At 63.6% G+C, this 23,222-nt stretch carries 19 protein-coding genes; 7 read left to right on the top strand and 12 right to left on the bottom strand.

Going from position 1 to position 23,222, the window contains the following annotated elements; all coding sequences use genetic code 11:
• Window positions 1–12: 12 nt before the first annotated feature.
• Window positions 13–3,105, bottom strand: coding sequence for an MMPL family transporter (locus CH294_RS06525; protein WP_094737402.1), 3,093 nt, complete (start codon window positions 3,103–3,105; stop codon window positions 13–15).
• Window positions 3,106–3,227: 122 nt separating this feature from the next.
• On the bottom strand, window positions 3,228–3,890 hold the full coding sequence (locus CH294_RS06520; protein WP_141216465.1) for a TetR/AcrR family transcriptional regulator: 663 nt from the start codon (window positions 3,888–3,890) through the stop codon (window positions 3,228–3,230).
• A gap of 67 nt (window positions 3,891–3,957) precedes the next feature.
• Between CH294_RS06520 and CH294_RS27395 the strand changes: the two genes are divergently transcribed.
• The gene (locus tag CH294_RS27395; RefSeq protein WP_170944616.1) at window positions 3,958–4,134 is read left to right on the top strand and encodes a hypothetical protein; all 177 of its coding nucleotides are present in this window, start codon (window positions 3,958–3,960) and stop codon (window positions 4,132–4,134) included.
• A 313-nt stretch (window positions 4,135–4,447) separates the two neighbouring features.
• Here the strand turns inward: CH294_RS27395 and CH294_RS06510 are convergent, their stop codons facing one another.
• The 10 genes from CH294_RS06510 to CH294_RS06465 form a co-directional block, all read right to left on the bottom strand.
• Window positions 4,448–5,476, bottom strand: a complete 1,029-nt coding sequence (locus tag CH294_RS06510) for a hypothetical protein (RefSeq protein WP_094737544.1) — start codon at window positions 5,474–5,476, stop codon at window positions 4,448–4,450.
• A gap of 5 nt (window positions 5,477–5,481) precedes the next feature.
• Window positions 5,482–6,597, bottom strand: a complete 1,116-nt coding sequence (locus CH294_RS06505) for a glycosyltransferase (protein WP_094737400.1) — start codon at window positions 6,595–6,597, stop codon at window positions 5,482–5,484.
• On the bottom strand, window positions 6,594–7,739 hold the full coding sequence (locus CH294_RS06500) for a polysaccharide biosynthesis C-terminal domain-containing protein (protein WP_094737399.1): 1,146 nt from the start codon (window positions 7,737–7,739) through the stop codon (window positions 6,594–6,596). Before CH294_RS06500 ends, CH294_RS06505 begins: the two co-directional genes overlap by 4 nt.
• Window positions 7,736–8,803 (bottom strand): glycosyltransferase, encoded by a 1,068-nt coding sequence (locus CH294_RS06495; RefSeq protein ID WP_249305109.1) that lies wholly within the window; start codon window positions 8,801–8,803, stop codon window positions 7,736–7,738. The genes CH294_RS06500 and CH294_RS06495 overlap by 4 nt, the downstream gene beginning before the upstream one ends.
• Window positions 8,803–9,420, bottom strand: coding sequence for an acyltransferase (locus CH294_RS06490; RefSeq protein ID WP_094737398.1), 618 nt, complete (start codon window positions 9,418–9,420; stop codon window positions 8,803–8,805). Before CH294_RS06490 ends, CH294_RS06495 begins: the two co-directional genes overlap by 1 nt.
• Complete coding sequence (locus tag CH294_RS06485) at window positions 9,417–10,391, bottom strand: GDP-mannose 4,6-dehydratase (RefSeq protein WP_037147150.1); 975 nt, start codon at window positions 10,389–10,391, stop codon at window positions 9,417–9,419. Before CH294_RS06485 ends, CH294_RS06490 begins: the two co-directional genes overlap by 4 nt.
• Window positions 10,388–11,383 carry a GDP-mannose 4,6-dehydratase gene (locus CH294_RS06480; protein WP_032405368.1) on the bottom strand — a complete coding sequence of 332 codons (996 nt, stop codon included), beginning with the start codon at window positions 11,381–11,383 and terminating at the stop codon, window positions 10,388–10,390. The genes CH294_RS06485 and CH294_RS06480 overlap by 4 nt, the downstream gene beginning before the upstream one ends.
• A complete protein-coding gene (locus tag CH294_RS06475) occupies window positions 11,383–12,519 on the bottom strand; it encodes a glycosyltransferase (RefSeq protein WP_032405369.1) in 1,137 nt (378 codons plus the stop codon). Before CH294_RS06475 ends, CH294_RS06480 begins: the two co-directional genes overlap by 1 nt.
• Before the next feature lie 426 nt (window positions 12,520–12,945).
• Entirely contained in the window at window positions 12,946–14,433 is a 1,488-nt protein-coding gene (locus CH294_RS06470; protein ID WP_094737542.1) for a cellulase family glycosylhydrolase, read from the bottom strand.
• A 109-nt stretch (window positions 14,434–14,542) separates the two neighbouring features.
• Window positions 14,543–15,964: a hypothetical protein gene (locus tag CH294_RS06465; RefSeq protein ID WP_037147145.1), complete on the bottom strand. Its 1,422-nt coding sequence runs from the start codon at window positions 15,962–15,964 to the stop codon at window positions 14,543–14,545.
• A 110-nt stretch (window positions 15,965–16,074) separates the two neighbouring features.
• Between CH294_RS06465 and CH294_RS06460 the strand changes: the two genes are divergently transcribed.
• The 6 genes from CH294_RS06460 to CH294_RS06435 are packed head-to-tail and all read left to right on the top strand — an operon-like array spanning window position 16,075 to window position 23,216.
• Window positions 16,075–17,535 (top strand): polysaccharide biosynthesis tyrosine autokinase, encoded by a 1,461-nt coding sequence (locus CH294_RS06460; protein ID WP_094737397.1) that lies wholly within the window; start codon window positions 16,075–16,077, stop codon window positions 17,533–17,535.
• Window positions 17,536–17,540: 5 nt separating this feature from the next.
• Window positions 17,541–18,785, top strand: a complete 1,245-nt coding sequence (locus CH294_RS06455) for a lipase family protein (protein WP_037173079.1) — start codon at window positions 17,541–17,543, stop codon at window positions 18,783–18,785.
• Complete coding sequence (locus tag CH294_RS06450; protein ID WP_094737396.1) at window positions 18,782–19,459, top strand: GNVR domain-containing protein; 678 nt, start codon at window positions 18,782–18,784, stop codon at window positions 19,457–19,459. Before CH294_RS06455 ends, CH294_RS06450 begins: the two co-directional genes overlap by 4 nt.
• Window positions 19,456–20,703 carry a lipase family protein gene (locus CH294_RS06445; RefSeq protein WP_249305108.1) on the top strand — a complete coding sequence of 416 codons (1,248 nt, stop codon included), beginning with the start codon at window positions 19,456–19,458 and terminating at the stop codon, window positions 20,701–20,703. Before CH294_RS06450 ends, CH294_RS06445 begins: the two co-directional genes overlap by 4 nt.
• Before the next feature lie 16 nt (window positions 20,704–20,719).
• Window positions 20,720–21,991 (top strand): acyltransferase, encoded by a 1,272-nt coding sequence (locus tag CH294_RS06440; RefSeq protein WP_032405373.1) that lies wholly within the window; start codon window positions 20,720–20,722, stop codon window positions 21,989–21,991.
• A 4-nt stretch (window positions 21,992–21,995) separates the two neighbouring features.
• A complete protein-coding gene (locus CH294_RS06435; RefSeq protein ID WP_094737395.1) occupies window positions 21,996–23,216 on the top strand; it encodes a lipase family protein in 1,221 nt (406 codons plus the stop codon).
• Window positions 23,217–23,222 lie beyond the last annotated feature (6 nt).

Here is a 23,222-nt window from a genome sequence, read left to right as displayed (position 1 = left end):
TCGACTGCGGCATCAGGCGTCAAATGCCGTGTCGGGCCGGATTTGTGCGGGTCTGTGCAAGCTGGTTCGGGGCACCGAGGGCCACCAGATTCGATCACCGAGTAGGTGCAGCGCTGCGGGGACGATGATGGTGCGCACTACGGCGATGTCGATCAGCAGTCCGACACCGATGGTGAAGCCGGTCTGCAACAGCAGGACCACTGATCCTGACATCAGGGCAAACATCGTGACTGCGAAAACGACTCCTGCAGTAGTGATCACACTGCCGGTTGTTCCGAACGTTCGCAGAATCCCACTGGTGGTGCCGCCGGCGCTGGCCTCGCGGACTCGGGACGCGAACAGCATGCTGTAGTCGGCCCCGACGGCGACCAGACACATGAACGAGACCGGAAGCACCGACCAGTGCAGGCCGATACCGATCAGGTGCTGCCACAGGAGGACGCTGATACCGGCGGCCGAAGCGAAGGACAGCAACACGGTTGTCACGAGCAGAGCGGGTGCGACGAGGCTGCGGAGCAAACCGGCGAGGATGGCGAAGACGGCAACGGCTGCGACGATCGCGATCAGCAGGAAGTCGCGTTCTGCTTGATCGATGATGTCGGCCGTGATCGAGGTGAGGCCGGTGGAGCTGACTTCGGAGTCCGCAAGAGTGCTGCCCTGCAACGAGTTTCGTGCAGCCTGGGCAATTCCACCAACAGCGGCGATGTTGTCGGAACTGTATGGGTTGCCCTTCTGCATCACCAACATACGCGCGACGTTGCCGTCCGGCGACATCAGCAGCTTCGCTCCGGTGACGAACCGTTGGTCCTGCAATGCGCTCGGGGGGAGGTAGAAGCCGGAGCCGGGGCCGGTAGTGGTGTCGTGACTCATGGACGCCAGATAGTTCGCAGCCTCGCCGAGACCGTCGGAGAGTTGCCCGGTCAGCGCTACGGTGGTGTCGGTCCCGTCTTTGGCCTGGGAGAGCCCGCCGGCAATCTGGTCTATTCCTGTTGCCAGTGAGGACATCCCGTCTTGGAGTCGCTCGAGATCGGATCGGATCGATTGCGGTGTGCGGCCGTCGAGAGATGCGACGAGTGAATCGATCTCGCCGAGTCCACGACGAAGGGTCGGGAGTACTCCCTCGATGGTGTCGACAGTGTCGGGTGGGAGCGCGGAGACAGCGTCGGCTGCGGACAGGGCTGCGGTCAGTGCGCCCGAGGTTGCGGCGTCGAGCTGACCGAACAGTGCGCGCCCGGCCGAACAGCCCGGATCAACAGCGCACTGCGGAGACGGGTCCGGAGTTGCGAACGGTGCCAACGCAGTCTGGAAATCGTTCACTGCTTGTTGGTTCGCCTGTACGGCAGAGACCAGCGTTCCGAGTGTGCCGGTCAGCGACTGTACTTGGCCGAGTACTTGATCGAGGGTCCGGCCGTCGGCAGTGGTGGCGGTGGTCAGGGCCGTGGCAGTCGGCAGTAGGTCGATCACCGAATTCGACAGCGCAACAACCTGGTTGGTCCCGTCGAGTAGTTGGGGAAGCTGCTTCTGTGCGTCGAGCGCGCCGTCTCGTAGTTCGGTGATGCCGGACGCCAACCGCTCGAGGTCGGGTTGGGCATTGGCGATCTGACCCTGTGCTGCTCCCAGGTTGCTTCCGATCAGACCGGTTTGGTAACCGATCGCCGACTCGGGGAGCGGTTCACCGTTCGGTCGCGTCAACGACCGCACGTACGCAACGTTCGTCAGGTCAGCCACTGCGGCGGCGGCGCGGTCCAACGCTGCGAGATCGGTAGTGTTTCTCAGATCGTGATCAGCGCGAATGACCAAGTATTCCGGCACGATCTCGTTGGCCGGAAAGTGTTCGTGGACCGCGTCGTATCCAGCTGTGGAGTCGGCGTCGCCCATGATCATCGCGCTGTCGTCACCGTTGGGGACCATGCCGAGCGCTGGCGCGGCCACCGCTACGAGCGCAAGAACGGACACTGCGGTGAGCGCTCCTGCGCGGCGGAGGATTCGGGTGCCGCGCTGGCGCCATTGCCGCTCGCGAGAGACCCGGGGCTCGATCCATCCACGGCGTCCGAAGATGGACAGCAGCGCAGGGGTGAACGTGAGCGACACTGCGAGGGTGACCATCAACCCGATGGCGATCGCAGGGCCGGAGGTGGTGAACATGCCGTTCTTGGCAAAGATCATCGACGTCGCCGCGGCGGCGACGGTCAATGCCGATGCTGTCAGAACAGCTCCTACGTTCGAGCCCGCAGCGACGACCGACCGCAGCGGACTGTCACCGCGTCGCCGCGCGTCGTGGAAGGCCGCCGTCTGGAAGATGGCGTAGTCCGTACCGGATGCGAGGACGAGCGCTGTCATCAAGGTGACCGTCAGGGTGGAGACCGGGAGCACCGCATTCCATCCCAAGGCGGACACAACCGCGCGTGACGCTGCCAGCGCGATACCGATGGTCAGCAACGGGATCAGCGCAGCGACCACTGATCGGAACGCAATGACGAGCATCAACGTGATGAGCAGGACAGACACCACGGTGATCAGGACCATCGACGTGTCCACGGCAGTGAACTCGTCGACCAACGTCGGTGCGGGACCCGAGAAGTGCACGTCCAATCCCTCGGGCATCGCAACGTCTTCGATTGTCGAACGGATGGCCTGGGTGGATCGGTGCGCGTTGGAGGTGCCGATTTCGCCCTGCTCACCGACCGTGACGGTGACGGCGTTGCCGTCGGGGCTCAGCGCGAAGTCCCGGGTAGCTGGGTTGCCGTACATGTCGAGAACGAAAGCCACGTGGTCGCGGTCGGCCAACAGGCGGGCAATGAGTTCGGAGTAGTACTTCTGCTCTTGCTCACCGAACCCACCATCGCTGGCAAGGACGACGGCACCCACAGCGGTCGACGCCGGCGTTCCGAAGTCGTTGGACATATCGACCAGTGCTTGCGTGGATGGCATGTCCGACGGGACAATTGCCGCGGACTTTTCGGTCGCTGTCTGTTCCAGCTGCGGCGCAACAACATTGAGTGCGGCAACCGCGATCAGCCAGATGCCGACGACCCACCAGGAATGCCTCGCGGCGATTGCGGTGACCGCACGAAAAGGACTTTTACCCACTGACCGACGGGCCATTTGACGCCTCCCATAACGAGACAGTTGGATTCAAACTGTCTCAGTGATGGCCGAGGCTATCAGCCACTTCGGACTGGCACAAGATGAATGGCGACGTGAAGAAGGGGTGGCACGTACGAGAACTACCCCTGGTGAGGGTCAGAGGGTGGGCCGAGAAGGGGCAAGATGTACCGCCGAACGTAGGCACGAGACGCATCGGGGGTAGCGAAGTCGGCTGTGGTTCGTGGGTTGGCGATCAAAGACAACGACAGCCGAACGGTGATCTCACTGACGGTCCGAAGATGTGTCATCACGGATTCGTCCACTGGAGCCTCGCCGTGAAGCTGGGTCTTCCACAGCTGAGCTGAGAACTCACGTGTCGTCGCGATCAGATCGTCGTCGAACAATGTCTCGAGAAGCATTTCGCGATCGGTTTCGCGCAGTCTCTCCAGCATTCGGTTGTCGCGGACGAATTCCAGCGTGATCGCAAGAGAGGAGGTCAGCGCGTCTTCGACGGACGCCGCGCTGGTCCTGGCCGCGCTGGCTTCTTCCATGTATCGGTTCACTTCACGCAGAAAGATGGCGTCACGCAGTTCGTCTTTGGAGGCGAAGTAGCGGTACAGCGTCGCTCGGCCGATGCGACCACGTTTGGCCACATCGCTCATCGTCATACGACGCCAACCGAGAATCGTGACGGCCTCGATTGCCTCGTCGACGATTCGCGCGGCAACAGGGTCGTTCAGTGAGCGCTGAACAGGCGTATCTGCCCTCAGCAGCGACCGAAACACGCACTGCGTCTGCCTCACGTATGTTCCTGCCCTGTCGATTCTCTGCGGCCCAGGACACGAAGATTACCGCAGCGCGACGTACCGAATGCCCGATGATCACAGCTGGCCAACCAAGGCTGGACTCGCCGCAACCACGAATGTCTGGGTTCGCTACCCGATATCCGGCCTCGACCAGGGTCGGGGCAAGAAACTGGAACGCGTGTCGACTGTCTCCGATGCAGTGGGCCAGAACAACGAGGTGCCCGTCGCCGATGGTGAGTAGTTCGGTCCTGGTGGGCTCCGAAATCGATGGGGCAGATTGATATAGCTAACCGCAAATCCGATTGGCCAACGGTGTCAACCGTCCTGACGATGCACGTGACGACACCGGACCTGAGGGTTCAGTATCGAGTGGAATGAGCGGGATGCCGCGTATGAAGGGCGATCGTGAACCGTGAGGTGCGCTCACCGGACCGCCCCTGCGGCTGAGTAACCTCACACCCCTGCTGCAAGGTGCGCGACCATTCTATGAGTTAAACTCGGGCGCGCGGTCGGGAAAAAGGGTGTGAGGTCCCGAACCCGAACCCTTCAGCGATTCACGAACCCCGCACCACGTCGTATGCCGGCTTGTGGCTGAAGTCCGAGCGCAGCAGTCCGTAGTTCTGTTCCGAATCGGCGGGGTCGGTTCCCGAGTCACGCAGTGAGTGCACGAACACCGGCCCCACGTAGGGCAGTGACGACGCTTTGTTCAGGCTAGAGCCGATGATCGCGGCCTGTGCATCCTCGGTGACGGCCATCGGGCCGTTGCCGGTGGGTGCGCCCAGTTCGGTGATCCAGATCTTCTTGCCGCCGTCGCCGTTGGCCGCCATGGTGCCGTAGGCCTGATCCACCTGGGCCCATTGGCCGTTGGGGTCGTTCTCGACGGTGAAGGGGAACGTATAGGGATGCAGCGCAACGGCATCCATGAACCCACCTGCTCCGGCGGCGTACATCTGCTGGAGGAAGGTCACCGGCGCAACGGTCCAGGCTCCGAAGTTCACGGTGGTGGCCAACCCGGCGCTGAGCACGGTGGCTCCGGCGTCGGCGTTGTGGATCGCGGGGTAGGCGGCGCGCAGCAGGCCGGTGTAGCGGGCGGCGTCGACGGGCGCGAAGAAGGTGGGGATGTTGGGCTCGTTCCACACCTCGTAGCTGTCGACGCGATCACCGAGGTGCGCTGCTGCCGCACCAGCGAATGCACCGAAGGTGTTGGGATCCAAAGGAACTGCGCCAGGCAGCGGGGAGGCGACGCCACCCTGCGCCCAACCGGGGGTTCCGCCGAGTACGGCCAGTACCGAGTAGCCCTGCGCTGTCGCGGCATTGATCACTCGGTCGGTGTTGCCCCAATCGAACACTCCCGGGGCTGTCTCGATGGCCGCCCAGTTCACGACCACCCGCACCCACGAGGCACCGATCTCACGCCCGGCCCCGAGCTCGTTGTTCAGCGTGGCGTCGTCGAGCGTCAGGAACGGCGCTCCGCCGGTGAATCCGAGCCCCGCAGGTGGTGCTGCATGCGCCACGGGTGACGAGAGACCGACGGCAATCGCGGCGGCTGCCGCAACGGTGAGCAGACGTGAGCGGAGGGTCATGGCGATCATCCTAGGGTGCGTGTCAGCGGAGCACTGATCAGTGACTCCACGGTGGAGTGAGGGATGCGATCGTGCCAACGTGCGGTGTTCAGCTCGTAGATGCGCTCGCCCGCCTTGACGGCTGCGGTGCGATCGAGCAGGTAGCGGCGGCATTCGGCGACGAACTGCTCTTTCTCGTCGAAGGTGGGCAGCTCGAAGATCGAGTCGAGGGATCCGACGGCCGCGGAGGTTCCGACGACCGGTAGGCCTTTGCTCGCGGCGTCGAGGATCTTGACCCGTACGCCGCCGCCGGTGGCGACGGGTGCGATCAGAGCGCGGCAGGTGCCGAGGAATTCCTGCAGGTCGTCGACAAAGCCGAGGTCGCGAACTCCGGCAGGATAGACGGGATCCTTGGCGCCCGGGGCCTTCGCGCCGATGATGCACAGTTCGGCACCGTCGATGCCCGCGGAGATGGCCGGCCAGTACTCCAGAGCGATCTTGAAGGCCTCCTGGTTCGGCGGCCAGTCGCGAGTGCCCATGAACACCAGACGTTGTGCGGTCTCGGCAAGATTGAGCTGCGGCGCGGGTTCGAGGGTGAGGTCGATCCAGCGGGCGTCACGTACACCTTTGTCTCGGTACATCTGTGCCTCGTCGGCGTCGTACGTCCCGACGGCATCTGCTGCGCGGGCAACGCGAATCTCGTCGCGCAGGATGCGCGGTGCCTCGATGCGGCCGATCAACCCTCGCGTCACCTTCCACACCTGCGATTCGGTGTTGACGGTGTTGATTGCGAACGGTGACCCCAGTTTGGCCGAGCGGAGGAACGACTCGGCCATGTAACTGTGTTCGGCCACATACACATCCGAGGTGGATGCGTCGATGGCATCACGGAAGGCGTCGACGTCGTAGCGCCCGTGTACCACCGAGCGGGTCGGCCGTAAGGACTTCGCCAGCAAACCGACATCGACCTTCGGCTTGGGAACGCGAACGACGTCGGGAACTACATCGGTCTCCTTGGACAGGCAGATCGAGCGCACCTCGAAGGCCTCGCGGGCCAGCTGCATCATCAAGCGAGACAATGCGATGTCGCCACCGTGTTCGGTGACGGGGTCCTTGGACAGCAGGAAGGTTGCGCGTCTCATTGCGTCACTTCTTCTTTCACCGGATCTCGGTACAGGGCGCGCATGAACCAGACGAGGAGCACGGCATCGGTGATCACCGACGCCACGGCTGCGCCGACGGCACCGAAGGGGAACAGGCACAGCACGAGCACCATCTTCAGCGGCGCGAGTGTTGCGGCAGCCAGCACCCGCGTGCGGTCGCGATGCTGGAGGTACAGCACGGTGGTGAACACGTGGTTCATCACCCGCATCACCACGAACAGGGACATCACCACCAGAGCGCCGGCAATCTGTGGGGATGCCGGAGTGAAGAACAGGACGATTCCGGCCGTCAACAGCAGAGATCCAGCGGCACCGCCGAGAATCGCCGTGTGCTTCAAAGCCGGACCGGCACTGACCAATCCGTCTGCTGCGCGCAGCTTCTCGTGGAAGGTGTTGCCGAAGGCCTGGCCGATGAAGGCCACGGCCCAGGCCGTCACCGCAGCGACGGAGTAGTAACCGGCGATCGTGGAGTCGGTGAGGAAGCCGAGCAGCAGCACGTCGCCCTGGATGTAGACCGCGTTGGCAAGGTTCTCCGAGAACAGCATCGACATCTCGCGCCACGATCCGGGGATGCGCGGTGGGGCGACCCGGGTCTGCAGCGCGGCCAGCAGCGCGATGACGAAATACGGCGCAGCGTAGAGCAGGCTGGCCTCCGTCAGCGACGGGTCGGGAACGGCGAACAGGTACGCCGTTGCGAGCGCGATGGAGGTCGCTTGGCGCGTGGTGTCCAGGCGCTGAGTGAGATCAGGACGGCCGTCGCGCAATGCCCTGCTCTTGTAGGCATTGAAGACCAACTCACCGCCCCCGATGACGAGAGCGAACCAGGCGATGTAGCTCACCTGCACCAGGCACAGTCCGCCGACGATCAGTACGGCACCGGCCAGCACACGAGTGGTGCGCTCGCCCAGGAACTCTCGTTCGCTCACGCGGATGGAGCGCACGGTGAACGGATGATCCAGGGGTGCGGCGAGGATCGCGGCCAGTGCGAACGCCATGGCGTACTGGCCGTAGTCGCTGATCCCCAGCTTGGCGATCAGCGCGACGGTCCACAGCAGACCGATTCCGCGCCCGCCGTAGGTCCACAGGGCGGCGACCCCGGCCTTGATCAGATTGCCGTTCATTTCGCCCACACAGCCACGAAGTTCTCGGCCACCAGGTGGGGAGCGTTGGCGCTGCGCAGTGTCTCCACTTCGTGGCGGAGTCGGGTCAGCGCTTCTCGATCGGTGACGAGGCGAGCGGTGGCGTCGGCGATCTCGACGGTTCCGCCGGCGACAACCAGTGCACCGCCATCGGTTTCGGAGAGCGCGCCTTCCTCGAGGCAGACAACCGGGGTTTGGTAGGCGATGGCACGGCTCACCGAGCCGGAGGCCGGGAACGCGTCGCCGTAGATGGATCGTTTGCCGTAGGGCACCACGAGTGCACGGATGGATTCGAAGAAGGCGTCCTCGTCGGGTCCGTTCACCTCTCCGAGAATCTCGACGCCGTCCACGGGGTCGAGCAGTTCGGTTCCACGTCCGGCGATGCGAATGGCAATCTCGCTCGGCAGACGATCGCGCAGCTGCTGGAGTTGATCGAATCCTTTACCGCGGTAGACGAATCCGAACAGGCCGACGGCGAGGGGGCGATCTTCGGCCGGGGTGATGTCGGGACGTTCGGGGACGAAGTGCATCACAGCTTCTGCCGTCACGGCGGGGTAGCTGCGTTCCAGGGAGTCGGCACCGGAGCGGGTGAGTGCGAACAGCGTTCGACGTCCGACGACGGCGCGCTCCAGCCTTCTCCACGCTGCCCGAAGTGGGTAGTGCAGGCCGTGGTTGAGCACCTTCTTGCCGGCCAGGAATTTGGTACGGGCGGGCCACCAGACGATGCCGGGTGGGTCGTGCACGGTCGCGGTCACCAGCGGGTTGCCGGTGAGACGGGCGGTAGCCCAGAACGGCATCACCGAGCCGCCGCTGAGTTCGCAGTGCACGATGACGCGCTCCGGATCGGCGTCGACGAGCTCCTGTATTGCCTTGCGGTGCCGCAGAATGTCTCGTACGGAGTGCGACCCGGGCCCGTCGTGGCGATACTCGATCACTTCGCCGAAGTGGTGACGCACGGCGTCGGCGAAATCGTCGGCATAGTCGCCTACCCCGCCCACTCCGGATCGAGGGGCGAGGTAGACGAGTCGGCAGTCGCGCAGAATCATCAGTAGAACAGCGGCCGATACTTCGGGCGGTAGGCGAGAGCCTTGGGATCGCGCATCGCGCGCACCTTGGCAGGCACTCCGGCAACCACTTCGAGTTCGCCCACGTCTCCACGCACCATGGAGCAACCGCCGACGACGGCACCGCGGCCCAGGGTCACACCGCTGAGAAGCGTGCTGCGACTGGCAATCCACACGTAATCGTTGATTACGCAGGGCTCGAGGATCGGGGTGAACTCCGGCGAGTTGTGATCGTGGTAGCCGGCGATGATGTGGGTATCACTGGCGATGACGACGTTGCTGCCGATCGTGATGCCGCCGCGGGCGTCGAGCATGCAGCGGAATCCGATGGAGCACGCGTCGCCGATGCTGAGGCCCTCGGGATCGAGGATGGTGGTGCCGCGGAAGATCGAGACGTCCTTGCCGATCGTCGCTCCGAACGCGCGCAGGAAGTTCTGCCGAATCCAGTGTGACGGAATGAAGGTCACGAACATGTTGAAGCCGAGCGTGCCGATGCGATTGCGCAGCTTCCGCTTGAACGTGATGTCCTGCATCTTGTAGTTCGACACGTCGTAGATCTCGGGTTCCGCGTCGCCCACAGGCCGTTCCACCGCTGTCATGCTGCCATCTCCTCGGTCATGTCGAACTCGACCATCGCCTTGACGATCTGATCGAAGTCCTTGGTCGGTGCCCAGCCCAACAGGTCCCGGGCTTTGGTGGCGTCGCCCACCATTCTTGCCGAGTCGGCAGGTCTGAGCATCTCGGAGTCACTGCGGACGTAATCGCGCCAGTTGTCGATCCCCACTGCCTCGAACGCGGCGGTGACGAAGTCCGCCACGCTGTGCGCCTCGCCGGTGGCGACAACAAAATCGTCACCCTTGCCGTAGTCGGCCATCGCTGCCATCGCGTCGACGTAGTCCGGTGCCCAGCCCCAATCTCGCTCCGAGGTGAGGTTGCCGAGCTCGAGCGTGTCACGAGTGCCACGAGAGATGGCGGCGGCCGCCTTGGTGATCTTGCGGGTCACGAAGGTTTCCGGTCGCCGCGGCGATTCGTGGTTGAACAGGATGGCATTGGTTGCTTCGAGACCGCGGGATCGGTAGACCTGAACCATGTTGTGGCTCAGAGCCTTCGACGCGCCGTACGGAGAAGTCGGGGCAATTGGGGTCCCCTCGTTCTGCAGGGATACTCCGGATCCGGCGAAGATCTCTGCACTGGACGCATTGATCACCATGATGCGCTTGCCCAACGCCTCCTGCTGTGTGAAGCAGGCATCGAGCAGGGCAGCCGCCGATACTCCGTTCACCCGGGTCGTGAGAACCGGGTCGTTCCACGAGCGCCACACCGACGAGATGCCGGCGAGGTGGAACACGTAGTCGGGTTCGATGTCGCGAATCAGAACCTGGGCAACCCCGGGCTTGCTGATATCGACGTGGTGTTGCGCGACGTGCGGGTTGACTGTGCCGTCGTTACCACCTGGCTTGGCTACACCGTGGAGGGCCCAACCGCGTTCGAGCAGAAGCTCGGCGAGGTAGCTGCCGTCCTGGCCTGCCACTCCGGTGATCAGCGCGGTCGGGCGGTGCCCGGCGTTCACGCGATTGCGGCCGTGTCGGGCGACTGCTCGGCGAGGTCGTTGTGCACCATCATCGTAACCAGTTCGGGGAAGGCAACCTTCGGCTTCCAGCCCAGTGCTGCGTGTGCTTTGGCGGAGTCACCGACGAGTAGATCGACCTCAGCGGGACGGAAGAACTGTGGGTCGATCTTGACGTAGCGCTCCCAGTCCGTGATGTCTACTGCGGCGAACGCGTGGTCCAGAAGTTCTCGGATGGAATGCGTCTCGCCGGTGGAGATCACGTAGTCGTCGGCCTCGTCCTGCTGCAGCATCAGATACATGGCCTCGACGTAGTCGCCGGCAAATCCCCAGTCGCGTTTGGCGTCGAGGTTTCCCAGCGAGATCTCGGACTGCAATCCGAGGGCGATGCGGGCGACGGCCTGGGAGACCTTGCGAGTGACGAATTCCGGCCCGCGACGGGGTGATTCGTGGTTGAACAGAATGCCGGAGCTGGCGTGCATGCCGTAGGACTCGCGGTAGTTGATGGTCATGTAGTGCCCGTAGACCTTGGCCACGCCGTACGGGGATCGGGGCCACAGGAGCGTTTCCTCGCGCTGCGGTACCTGCTGGACCTTGCCGAACATCTCCGAACTGGACGCCTGGTAGAAGCGAACCTGCTTGCCCGATACCTGCTCGTAGAGCCGGGTGGACTCGAGCATGTTCAGCACGCCACCGCCGGTGACATCGGTGGTGAGGCGCGCGTTCTCCCACGAATACGCCACGAACGAGACGGCTCCGAGGTTGTAGACCTCGTCGGGGTCGGCGACGGCAAATGCGCGCATCAAGGCAGAGAGATCCAGAAGATCACCGTGCAGGATCTGGACCTGAGGTAGCTCCCGTTCGACCATGGCGGCCTTCGGGTTGTTCTGTCCGCGGATCAAACCGAAGACCTTGTATCCCTTGCTCAACAGCAGTTCGGCGAGGTAGAGGCCGTCCTGGCCGGTGATGCCGGTGATCAGTGCGCGCTTGGTCATCACGATGCCGCCCTCTCCATATTTTCTGTGTACATCTCGGTCACTGCCGCGTGCAGTTCGGCGGCGAAGCGTTCTTCGTTGAATTGCTCGACGTGCGCTTTGATCTTCAAGGGTTCCCACGTGGTTCGTTCGAGGATTGTCACCGCGTCGCGGATCGAATCCGGTTGGGGTTGATCGAAGTACACACCGGATACGCCTTCCTCGACGGTGTCGAGGAACCCGCCCCAGTGCAGCACCGCGCTGGGTTTGCCGTGGAAGCCCGCTTCGATGGGGGTCAATCCGTAGTCTTCATAGCTGGCGGCGATCAAACCGTTACACCCCTGGTAGAGCCAGGTCATCTGTCCCGAGGTCAGATCGCTGAGCATCAGTACGTTGTCGGACTTGAGCTTTCGCAGCCGGTCTGCCTCGGGGCCGCGGCCGACGACGATCAGCTTGCGGTCGGTGCCGGCGAACGCGGCCATGACCTTGTCGACGTTCTTGTACGGCAGCAGTCGTGAGATGCACAGGTAGTAGCCCGAGCCGCTCAGAAACGCGTCCGCCTCGGGGATCGACTCCGGCGTCGCCGTCTCGACGGTGAACGGCGCGGGTAGCACCGTCGACTCGATGCCGTATGCGTCGGTGATGCGTTGCTTCACCACGGTGGAGATGGCGAGATATCGGTCGGCCGAGAGGGCCGCTCGTTGGTCCCAGGTGCGCAGCGGCGCTGAAAGCGTCTTGAGCGCAGCACGTTTGAGCGGACTCCGCGCCTCACCCAGGTACATCTGTGATTCGTACAGCCAGCGTGCCGGGGAGTAGCAGTAGACGAGCTTGCGACCGGAGGTGTGGAAGCCGTGGGCCCAACCGCTGGTGCTGGTGAGCACCACGTCGGCGTCGATCTCGATCGACGAGGACGCGAACGGGAGCAGTGGCAGGGCGGCGCGGTGGTTCTTGCGAAGGAACCCGATTCGGTTCAATCTGGAAGGCCGCACGTCGAGGTCGGAAAATTCGGGGAACGTCGTCGACGGCTCGAAGAGGGTGGTGTAGATGGGCGCGTCCGGGAACGCGCGAGCCATCGCCAGCACAACCTTCTCGGCACCGCCGCGTTGGGTCAGGTAGTCATGGGCAATCGCAACGCGGAGCCCAGTGCCGTCGGTCATGGTTCGACCTGGTAGTGCTTACGCGAACTAACATGCGACACAACAATATTCGTATCCATCAGTTACCCATCGTGTCGAACCGTACTCGAATGGAGCGAGAACATCTCGAGCACCGACCGGGTTCGAGCGTGCGGCACTGCACGACGGAACCGTGGACAAATCGGCGTCCCCCGACGAGACATACGAACAATGGACGTAATCCTGCCACGAAGAGTCATTCGTTCGCTGTATATGAATATCCGTTTCCACGACAAATAGATAGCTCTGAGTGAGGTTCTTCACAACGCAAATTAATCCAGCGAGCCGCCGAAACCCTGCCTTCGCCCAGAGTTAACTTGACCGCAATGAAGACGCCGAGAAAGTCCGCTCAGAATGCGAATAAAAAGGCCTACCGGTATGTGAATACCCGATCAGATGGTGCCGAATTCAACGGGTGACGGTCGTCCCCACGAAGGGAGCCCACGTGATGGCGCCGTACTGGAACGTCACGCGCACGCCGCCGCCGTACTGAGGGATCTCGTCGCTCGTGGCCGGTCCCAGGGTTGGATCCCAGGCGCTGAAGATGCCACCACCGATGTTGTGGGTACCGCCGACGGCGGTGGAGAACACACGGAGGCCGTAGGGGCTGTCGAAGTCCTGGTAGGTGCCGTTGAACGGGGTGGTGGGTAGAAATCCGGTGTACCGGACGGCCTCGGCCACAGCGCGAGGTACGCCGACGAATCCGTTGGGCATCTCGTACACCACGGCGTCCTGCCGATACTGGGCCCACGTGTCGCGAACGGGGAACACCGGGCCGAGGACGGCTCCGAAGTTGTTGGGAGCGGCAGCGAAGCGGTTGTATTCCGGGGTCCGCGGAATGTTGTTCTGCAGCAGACTCATCAGTGCCCACAGTGCGGGTTTGGCCGACCAATCGGTGTGCAACAGCCCGAACGTCATCTCCGGATCGTTGCTGCCGGTCTGCTGGTCACGCAGCTGATACAGGAAGATCGGGCCGGTGTACGGCAGCTCTCGCCACTTGGTGACGAAGTCGGTGATCATCGCGCTCTGCTGATCTTCCGAGGCCACCGAGGTCGGCACGCCGTACTCGGTTCCCCAGATCTTCTTGGCGCTGTCGCCGTTCGCCACCATCGTCGCGCGCATGTCCATGACCTGCCGGGCCGGGGAGTGGTCGACGTACGGGCCCTCGGAGAACTTCAGCGAGTACTGATACGGGTGGTAGGAGAGCGCGTCGAAGTAGTTCTTCGCGCCTGCCGTGTACATCTGATTGGTGAAGTCGACGGGGTTGACCACTCCATATGCCTGCTCGGCTGCACCCAGCACGCCGCCGACGACTGTCGCGGCCGAATCGGCTGCTTTGATCTTGGGATATGCGGCCTTGAGCAGGGCGGTGTATCCCGACGCGTCGGGTTGCGGTGCGTAGAACATCGCCCCGTTGGGTTCGTTCCAGATCTCGTAGTCGGCCACTTTGCCCTTGTACCTGGCGGCGACTTTGCCGGCGAAATCACCGAATGCGGCCGGCGAGGCAGGACGGGTGTTGATGGGTTGGTTCGCCGGCGAGGTGGCCCACGATGGGGTGTAGGCGATGATGCCCAGCATCGAGATATTGGCTGCTCGCAGCTTGTTCACAATGCGGTCGACGGGTGCCCAGTTGAGCTGCCCCTGGACGGGTTCGACGGTCGACCACGGGATGGCGATGCGCATCGACTTCACACCCATGGCGGTGACGAATTGGACGGTGGTGTCCAATTCGGCGTCCGTGGACCACAGCAGGCCGCCGCCGTCCGAGATGCCGACACCGGGGGGTGTCGGGGCTGCTTGGACTGGCGCTTGCGCTCCGAATGCAAGACCGGCAGCGACGATCATCGCTGTTGTCGCTGAAATCAATGTGCGAAAGCCACCGCGAAAGTGAACCATCTTCAATTCTCTCCACCAGGGGGCCTGTGCCAACGTTCGACGGGCCGGTGCGGAGAATCATTGCACTGCAAACTGGGTTTTGTGCAATTCCCAAATACCGTCTCGATCGTTATGAAACTGCTGGTCGAGCTTCTCTCGGTGAAACCAAGCTTTTCGTTTCGAGAGCGTGGGCGTTGTCGGCAAGTGGATCGGTTTCCGACGACTTTTCCCATGCGTAGACGAGAAATGCGTACATCACCGAAAACGCCATCGTGGTCGCTGGGATCGTGACAACGGGGAAGTCGAGTTGCAGCGCGACGACGGCAAAGCCGATCATTCCGCCGCCGTAGAACCCGTACTCCCACTGCCGGGCGCGCAGCAGTTTGTATCCGACCACGGCGATGACGACGAGTATCGCGACGAAGGCAATGCCGGCCACCAACCCTCCGCGGTAGATGGTCAGCAGCGGGGTGTTGGCAACGTAGTTCACTTCGAAAGCGACCGTGGGGTCTTTGAATTCGGCACGGCCCCAGCCCAGTCCGAACATCCAGTGGCCCTGCATGTGGCCGGGGAACTCCACCAGAGCGTCGCCGCGTGCACTCGAGCCGGCGTCCCCGCTACCGAACGACGAGAAGACGCGATTGCGCACACTCGGTACGGCGAGAGCGCCGACGAATGCTGCCGCGAAGGAGCCGACGATGGCGAGCCGCTCACGAGTGCGCAGTTGCTGGAACGCCAACATCAGCAGTACGCCGAACACCACGGAGAACAGTGCTGCGCGAGAGAGCGTCATGACGATCGACAGGAACAGCAGTGCGGCAAGCATTGTGCGCAGGTAGCCGCGCAGAAGCAGCACGCACAGCATCAGGGCCAGGACGAATCCGATGCCGGCCGCGTTGGGGTCGATGTACGTCCCGGCCAGGCGAACAGTGGTGGCTCCGGTGGGGCTGTAGACGAAACGAGTGCTTTCTTCTTCGCTGCCGTAGCCGAAGATCGACAGGTAGCGAATGAGTTTCCCGGCCGGATCTGCGACGAAGATCAGCACGGCGAAAGCGGCTGCGGCCGAGGCGGCGTAGACATAGATTCTGCCGAATAGAGCCAGCTCGTCCCGCTGCATGCGCAACAGGCAGACGACGACCAATGTGGAAACGACCCATTGGCCGAATTCCACGTAGTCGACGAGTGCGCCACTGGTTGCGAACAACGACAATGCGGAGAGAACGAGCAGTGCGATCATCGGCATTTCCGGCCATGTGATGCGGCTCACCGCTGTGCGGTGGATCACAGTGGCGAGGATGACCGCGATTCCCAAAGCGAAAATTAACGGGGCGTGAACACCGGGAACATATCCGAACGGCAATGCGCCGAGTGAAAAAGCAAGAGCGCGAGTCAGATACAGCGGATGACGTAGGCCGATGTACGCTCCCACAGTCAGCACGACGAGGGCGAACGCGCCCAGTTTTGCTGGAGTTCCGCCGAGAATCATTGCGAATGTAACGAAAACGGGTACGACCACGATGGCCGCCGCACCGACTCGTTGCGTGATGCTCATAAGCACTGATGTTGTCACGCTTTCACCCGCTCGCAACATGTACGCCGTGCCGAATCGTTCGCTGCGCTTTATTCTTTCCCCTTGACCGACGTCATTCGATTGGAGCACTCGTGGAGATTCGAGAGTACGGGCGCATTCTTCGCGCGGGATGGTGGATCGTCGCGCTCGCGATGGTCGTCGGCATCGTCGGAGGTTGGGCCTACACGCTCTTCACGACGCCGCAGTACCAGGCGTGCGCCCGACTGTTCGTCACCACCGAAGGTGGCAGCTCGGTCGGCGAGGCCTACCAGAACAACCTGTTCTCGCAGGAACGCGTCACCTCCTATGCCGGATTGGCAACCAGCACACAGGTTGCCCAGCGTGCGATCGATCAGTTGCAGTTGGACATGTCTCCGGACGAGCTGCGTTCACGCGTCACCGCCACTCCGATCGACAAGACGGTGTTGCTCGATCTCTGCGCCACCGACGCCGACCCTGCGGTCGCCCAGGTCCTGACCAACGCGGTCGCCGGTCAGCTGACCCAGTTGGTGCAGGAACTCGAAACCTCCCAGCGCGGCGGTAGCCCGGCCGCCGGTGCCACCATCGTCGATCAGGGCGATGTTCCGGCCGCACCGATCGGCATGGGGCTGACCACCGTCCTCGGACTCGGTGCTGCCATCGGCCTCGTCGTCGGTCTTGCACTCGCGTTGCTTCGCGGACTGCTGGACCGTTCTGTTCGGGATCGGTCGCGCGCGGAGGAGATCTCGGGCCGCACCGTTCTCGGCGGACTCCCGGTCGATGCAACACGGCCGAAGGCAGCAGTGGCGTCGATGATCAAGATGGGCGAGCCACTGCGTGCGCTGCGCACCAACATTCGCTTCCTCGGCGGTGGCTCGCCGCCGCGCATCATCACCGTCACCAGCCCGTCCGCAGCCGAAGGCCGCACCAGCACTGCCATCGATCTGGCGGCAATTCTCGCCGAAGCAGGGCACCGGGTCCTGCTCGTCGGCGGCGATCTTCGCAGCGCAGCCCTGGGAACTCGCCTGGGCATCGAGCAACACAGCGGACTGTCGACGGTGCTCTCCGGTGAGCACGGCATCGAGGACGCCGTTGTGCACGATGTGTTCGACGGTGTGTCGGTACTGCCCTCGGGCCCGGTGCCGCCCAATCCGAGCGAGCTGCTCGGATCGGACCGTGCCCATGAGGTGCTCGAGGAACTGCGCGGCGACTACCGCTACGTCATCGTCGACACCCCGCCTCTGCTCGAGGTCACCGACGGTGCGATTCTCACTGCATTGGCAGACGGCACACTGGTTCTCGCGCGCACCGGCCGAACGACACGGGAGAAGCTGCGACGTGCGATCAAGGTGCTCGACGGTGTCAGCGGCACCGTACTGGGCGTCGTGACCACATTCGAGCCCTCCGGCCGACGCCTTCTCGGTGGAAACTCCTCGTCGTCCGGTGAATCCTCGGTAAAGCCCTCTGCTGCAGAACCTTCCACGCCGGCTCCGTCGGCACCGGTCCAGTCCGCAGCACCCCGGCCCACGCCGGCGACGAGCGACACTGCGAGCTCCTCGGCGAGCAGAGGATAGCTTCGATGGCAGGTAGGTTCGCGGCCAAGGTCGGCGTGGTGCTGACCGTCGCGGCGGTGCTGGTCTCCTGTTCGCAGGAGGCACCCGTGGTCATCCCTCCCGGCGCGCCGACGGCTCCGGTCACGGCGTCCGCGACGGCGTCGGAGCCGCCTCCTCCGTCGAATTTCGGTGGTACGGCTCCGGGTTCGCTGATCTCGGCCGAACCGATAGACGACATCGCCGTCGACATCACCGAGCTCGGTGCTTCCGCTACCCGGGTGGTGTATCGGTCGACCTCGGGCGTCACCGGTCAACCGACGGAGGTCTCGGGAACCGTCATCGTTCCCGCCGGCACCGCGCCCGAGGGTGGCTGGCCGATCGTGTCGTTCGGACACGGAACCACGGGAGTGCTGAACGCCTGCGGCCCCTCGCTGTACGCGAACCTGCTCGGTAACGCTCCTATCGTGGCCGCACTCGCTCTGAACGGATTCGCGGTGGCGATGACCGACTATCAGGGCCTGGGGCTCGAGGGGTCCTATCATCCCTACCTCGACTCGAAGACGTTCGGCTACAACATGATCGATGCCGTGCGCGCGGCCAGGAACTTCATGCCCACGCTGAGCTCTCGGTGGTCGGCATACGGAGTCTCGCTCGGCGGGATGGCGGCGTGGGCGGCAAGCGACCGCAACGCCGAATACGGCGGCGGACTGGAGCTGGTCGGTACGGCCGCGATGGTGCCGGTGTCGGATATGGCCGGTCTGGCCGACGCGGCAGCGAACGAGACGCTCACCCGAGCGCAGTATCCCTTGCTGATGTACGCGTTGGATACGCTGGCGATCTCGCATCCCGAGATGAATCTCGACGACTACCGGTCCGGCTTCGCGCGGGAGCGATGGAACGATCTGCTCGAGTGCGTCCCGCCGGGATCGTTGGACGTTCCCGAGTTGCAGACACAGCTCGAGCCCTCGGACCTGAAGCCGGTGAGCCAGGAGGCCACGGATCGTCTGCGCGGCTATCTCTCGGCCATGGCTCTGCCGCAACAACGTTCGACCACACCATTGCTGGTCATGTACGGCAGCGAAGACGATCTGATACTCGAACCGTGGACCGAGAAGGCGTTGCAGCGCGCGTGCGACTCCGGGGACGTCGTCGAATACGAGCTGCATCAGGGCGAAGGTCACGGCAACCTGGACAGCAGTCGGTCGTTGCCGTGGGTCAAGGGCATGTTCGCCGGCCAACGACCCGTCAACACGTGTGAGCAGAAGCGATGATCGCGCCCGCCGGTGTGCCGACCCTCAAGGACTACGGTCGTATTCTGTTGTCCGGCTGGGCGTTGATCGTGGCTGCGGCCGTACTAGCGGCGGGCGTCGCATGGTTGGCGACATCGTTCGTGGAGCCGTCGTACACGGCAGCCTCACGAGTGTTCGTAACTGCCCCCGGTCCACCGTCGCCCAAGAATTCGTTGGACGGCAACCGTGGATCTCTGGTTCGTGTCGAGTCGTATGTTCAGCTTGCCACCGGTGAGCAGGTCCTCCGACGCGTCATCGCGTCCGAGGATCTGCCGATCGAACCTGCCGAGCTGAAGAAGGACATCACGGCGGCGCCAAGTCCCGGCTCTGCGCTGATCGAGATCTCGGTGGTGAACGCCGACGCCGACCGCGCCCGTGATATCGCCAATTCCGTTGCGGTCCAACTGGTCAAGCTGGCCGCGGAGATCGATCTGGGTGCCGACGGGCCGGTGTCTCAACTTACTCTGGTGGACGCGGCCACCACTCCGAGCTCGGCAACCAGCCCGAAACGCACGAGCAACGCGATGCTGGGCGGCGTCATGGGCATCGTTCTCGCCAGTGTGCTTGTGCTCGCGAGGGGGATTTCGCGAGATTCGATCGACCATCGCGACCAGGTCGAACAATTGCTGGGGCAAGTCATGGGGGAGAAGCGATGAACTACACAGGAACAACGATGCTGCGCAGAGCGGCAACCGCCGGCGCCTTGGCGCTGGTCTTGATATCGGCGGGGTGTTCTTCGGACGACGCGGTGGTGGATCCGCAATCCGTGGCGGTCGGGGCCACGCTGACCGCCGATTACGGCAACGACGGCCCTGGCTCTCTGGAAAGTGCGGAGGAGTTGCTCACCGTCGATCGCCGGCTGAGCGGAATCTCTTCCATCGCAGCGCGAGTGGTGTACACCTCGACGTCCGGAGTGGACGGATCCGAGCAACGGGTATCGGGCACCGTCTTCGCCCCGGAAGGCACAGCGCCGGAGGGTGGTTGGCCGATCATCGCCTACGGCCACGGCACCACGGGGGTGCTCGAGGATTGTGGCCCGTCGACCGACCCGGAGCTGCTCGGCAGTTCCCAGATCGTTGCTGCGCTGGTGCGTTCCGGACACGTCGTTGCGGTCTCGGACTACCAGGGGCTCGGTCTCGACGGCACCTATCACCCGTATCTCGATGCACGTACCGTCGGGAACAACCTGATCGATTCGGTACGTGCCGCCCGCAAGTTGGTGCCGAACACCTCGACTCGATGGGCTTCGTTCGGTGGTTCTCAGGGTGGTCAAGCATCCTGGGCCGCAAACGAATTGGCGAAGAGTTACGGCGCGGGTCTCGACATGGTCGGATCGGTCAGCCTTGTTCCTGCAGCAGACATCACCGGGTTGGCCGCGGCGGCGGCGAGCGGCACGCTCACCGAGGATCAGAAGCCGCTGCTGCAGTGGGTACTGGTGGGCTTGGCTCAGGCTCATCCCGAGCTGAATCTCGACGACTACCGCAGGGGCATCGTGGCCGAGAAGTGGGACGAGCTGTCGGCCTGTGGCGGCGTCCTCGCTGCCGACCGTACGTCCTTGGCCGCTCAGATCAGCGACGACGATCTGCGCCCGGCAACTCCGGAGGCAACCGCCACGCTCGAGGGCTATCTGAGGGAGATGAGCCTGCCCAAGTCGCCTGCATCGGCTCCGATGTTGGTGATCTACGGCGGCAAGGACACGTTGATCTCACAACCGTGGACGGATGCGGCGATCGCCGCCGGCTGCGGCAACGGCGACAGTATTCAGTATGTGCTCCAACCGAATTCCGGTCACGCAGACATCGACGGTGCTGCTGCGTTCGGATGGCTGGCGGACCGGTTCGCCGGCACCGAGGCCGTCAGCTTCTGCCCAGCCTCAGCCCCAGCGGCTCCGGCTCCGTGACCTTCAGAAGGCAGCCATGACAGCAACTCCAGACAGCACCGCGGCCGCAGCAACTGAGCCCGTGTCTCCGGTGAGCAGCGAATCGAAGCGGCCCGCTCGTATTCTCGGCCTCGACGGGCCGCGCGGCTTCGCGTGTCTGTGTGTGCTCGCCGTGCACGTCGGTGGTCACTACTCGCCGCAGACCGTGCTCACGTACAAGCTCGGGCTGCTCGGCCAGGGTCTGATCTTCTTCTTCGCCCTGTCGGGCTTCCTCATCTTCCTGCCGATGGTGCGAAAGTTGTTCGCGGGCAAACCGATGCCGAACAACGTCAGCTACGCGATGCACCGCCTGCTGCGCGTGTTCCCCGCGTACCTGTTCATCTTCCTGTTCGCGAACTTCGTCATGCGCGCGGTGTTCGTGGAGAACGCGGCCGTCGCCGAGCGGCATTTCACCGACAACGGGCTTGGAGTGCTCACCGATCCGCTGACGCTGCTGGCCAATCTGACTCTGGTGCACTCCTACATTCCGAGCATGCTCCAAACCGGGATCAACCCGTCGTGGTCGCTGTCGTTGGAGTTCGCGTTCTATCTCGCACTTCCGCTGCTGACGGGCATCGCGTTCTATCTGCGTAAGCGAACGTCCATCTCGGCCCCGCTGCTGGCGATGATTCCGGTGGTGATCATGTTCGTCATCGGGGTGACCGGAAAGCTGTACACCGCCTCGCTCGTGGGGCCGTCGGGCATCACCGATCCGAAGTTGTTGGATTGGGGACCCAACGAGGTCGCGGTACTCAGCCGTAGCTTCTGGTCGTTGGCCGACAATTTCACCTACGGGATGCTCGCAGCCGTGGTGTTCGTCGCTATAGACAACGGAATCATGAAGGGTGCCATCGCAACCAAGATGCGGTGGTGGACGGGAATCGCGATGATCCCCACAGCCGCGATTTCACTGAAGCTGATCGACGACAACTCTCGCTGGCAGAGTTCCACCGTCGCCCTCGGCTCGGCCCTGCTCATCCTGTTCATCATCGTTCCACTGGCCCGAGGGGAGAAGTCCTCGCTCGCCGAACGTGCCGATTGGGCACCGCTGAGCTATGTGGGAACGATCTCGCTCAGCGTGTACCTGTGGCACTTTCCCATCCTGATCATGGTGGGTCGCTTCGGTTGGATGGCCGGCGACAGCCCGCTGGGGATGCTTCGCAATTTCGTTCTGGTCAGCGCGGTCAGCATCGCGTTCGGAACGTTGACCTACCGTTTCATCGAGAAGCCGGCGTTGACCTACGCCCGTAGATTCAAGGCCAGCAAATAGTTTCATGCGTCGAACACATCGAGCGCTCACAGCATTGCTGTTGCTGCCCGTCCTGGCAGGATGCACCGCCGTCGTGCCGATCGGTGCGGAGGTTCAGCGCGGCGTCGCGGCGGCGGTGCGAGGTTCGGATCCCGAACCGATGGTGATTGCGGACCCGGGGACAGGCAGCGGGTCGATAGTCAGTGCCGAGACGATGCCCAATCTGCCGATCCAGGTGCGGCTTTCGGGAGTGAACGCAGCGAAGGTGGTGTATCGCTCGGTACAACCGGGAGTGGGGGAACGAGAAGTATCGGGCACGGTGTTCACCCCGTCCGGTGACGCACCCGAGGGCGGTTGGCCGATCATCTCCTACGCCCATGGCACAACGGGCATCGAGCAGGACTGTGCGCCGTCGGAATCCAGCTCGTTGCTCGGCGCTTCGGCGCTCGTACAGGGCTACACCACAGCGGGATTCGCCGTGGCCATCACCGACTACGAGGGTCTGGGGCACCCCGGCAGTCACGCTTACCTGGACAACATCGCGGCCGGCTACGACGTCATCGATGCCGTGCGGGCTTTGCGCACAGTCTTTCCCGACGCTGGTACTCGGTGGGCTGCGTTCGGTGGTTCGCAGGGCGGTGGCGCTGCGTGGGCCGCGAACGAACTCGCCGGTTCCTACGCCCCCGAGTTGGATCTGGTCGGTTCGGTGGCGCTGGCACCGGGTGCGAACATGGTCGGGTTGGTGGACAAGGCCATCGCGGGGACACTCACCGTCGATCAGGGTCCGCTGCTGCAATGGGTACTCGAGTCGTTGTCGCGACGTGATCCTGCCCTGAATCTCGACGACTATCGCAGTGGAAACGCCGCGCAGGACTGGGGTGCGCTCACCGGGTGCTCTCCGGACAGGGCCGGTGCCCGCGACGATGCTGTGAAACGGCTCGGCGACAAAGACTTTGCGCCCAAGTCCGAGGAGGCTGCGGCGGCACTGCGTGCGGCGCTGACGGCGATGGCCGTGCCCACGGGGCCGGCATCGGCACCGATGCTGATGGCCTACGGCGACGCCGACACCTTCATTGACGCGGCGTGGACCGATGCGGCACTCGAGCAGGCTTGTGCGTACGGAGACGTCATCACCATCGATCGACAGGCCGGGCGGGGGCACGGGGACGTGAACGGCGACGCCGTCAATCAGTGGATAGGTGATCGATTCGCCGGGGTACCGGCGCAGAACGATTGCAGTCGATGAGGGGGA

This window comes from Rhodococcus sp. 14-2483-1-1 (genome assembly GCF_002259335.1).
Taxonomy (GTDB): domain Bacteria; phylum Actinomycetota; class Actinomycetes; order Mycobacteriales; family Mycobacteriaceae; genus Rhodococcoides.
Note: the sequence above shows the minus strand (reverse complement) of the source record. Positions and strands in the feature narration are given on the sequence as shown.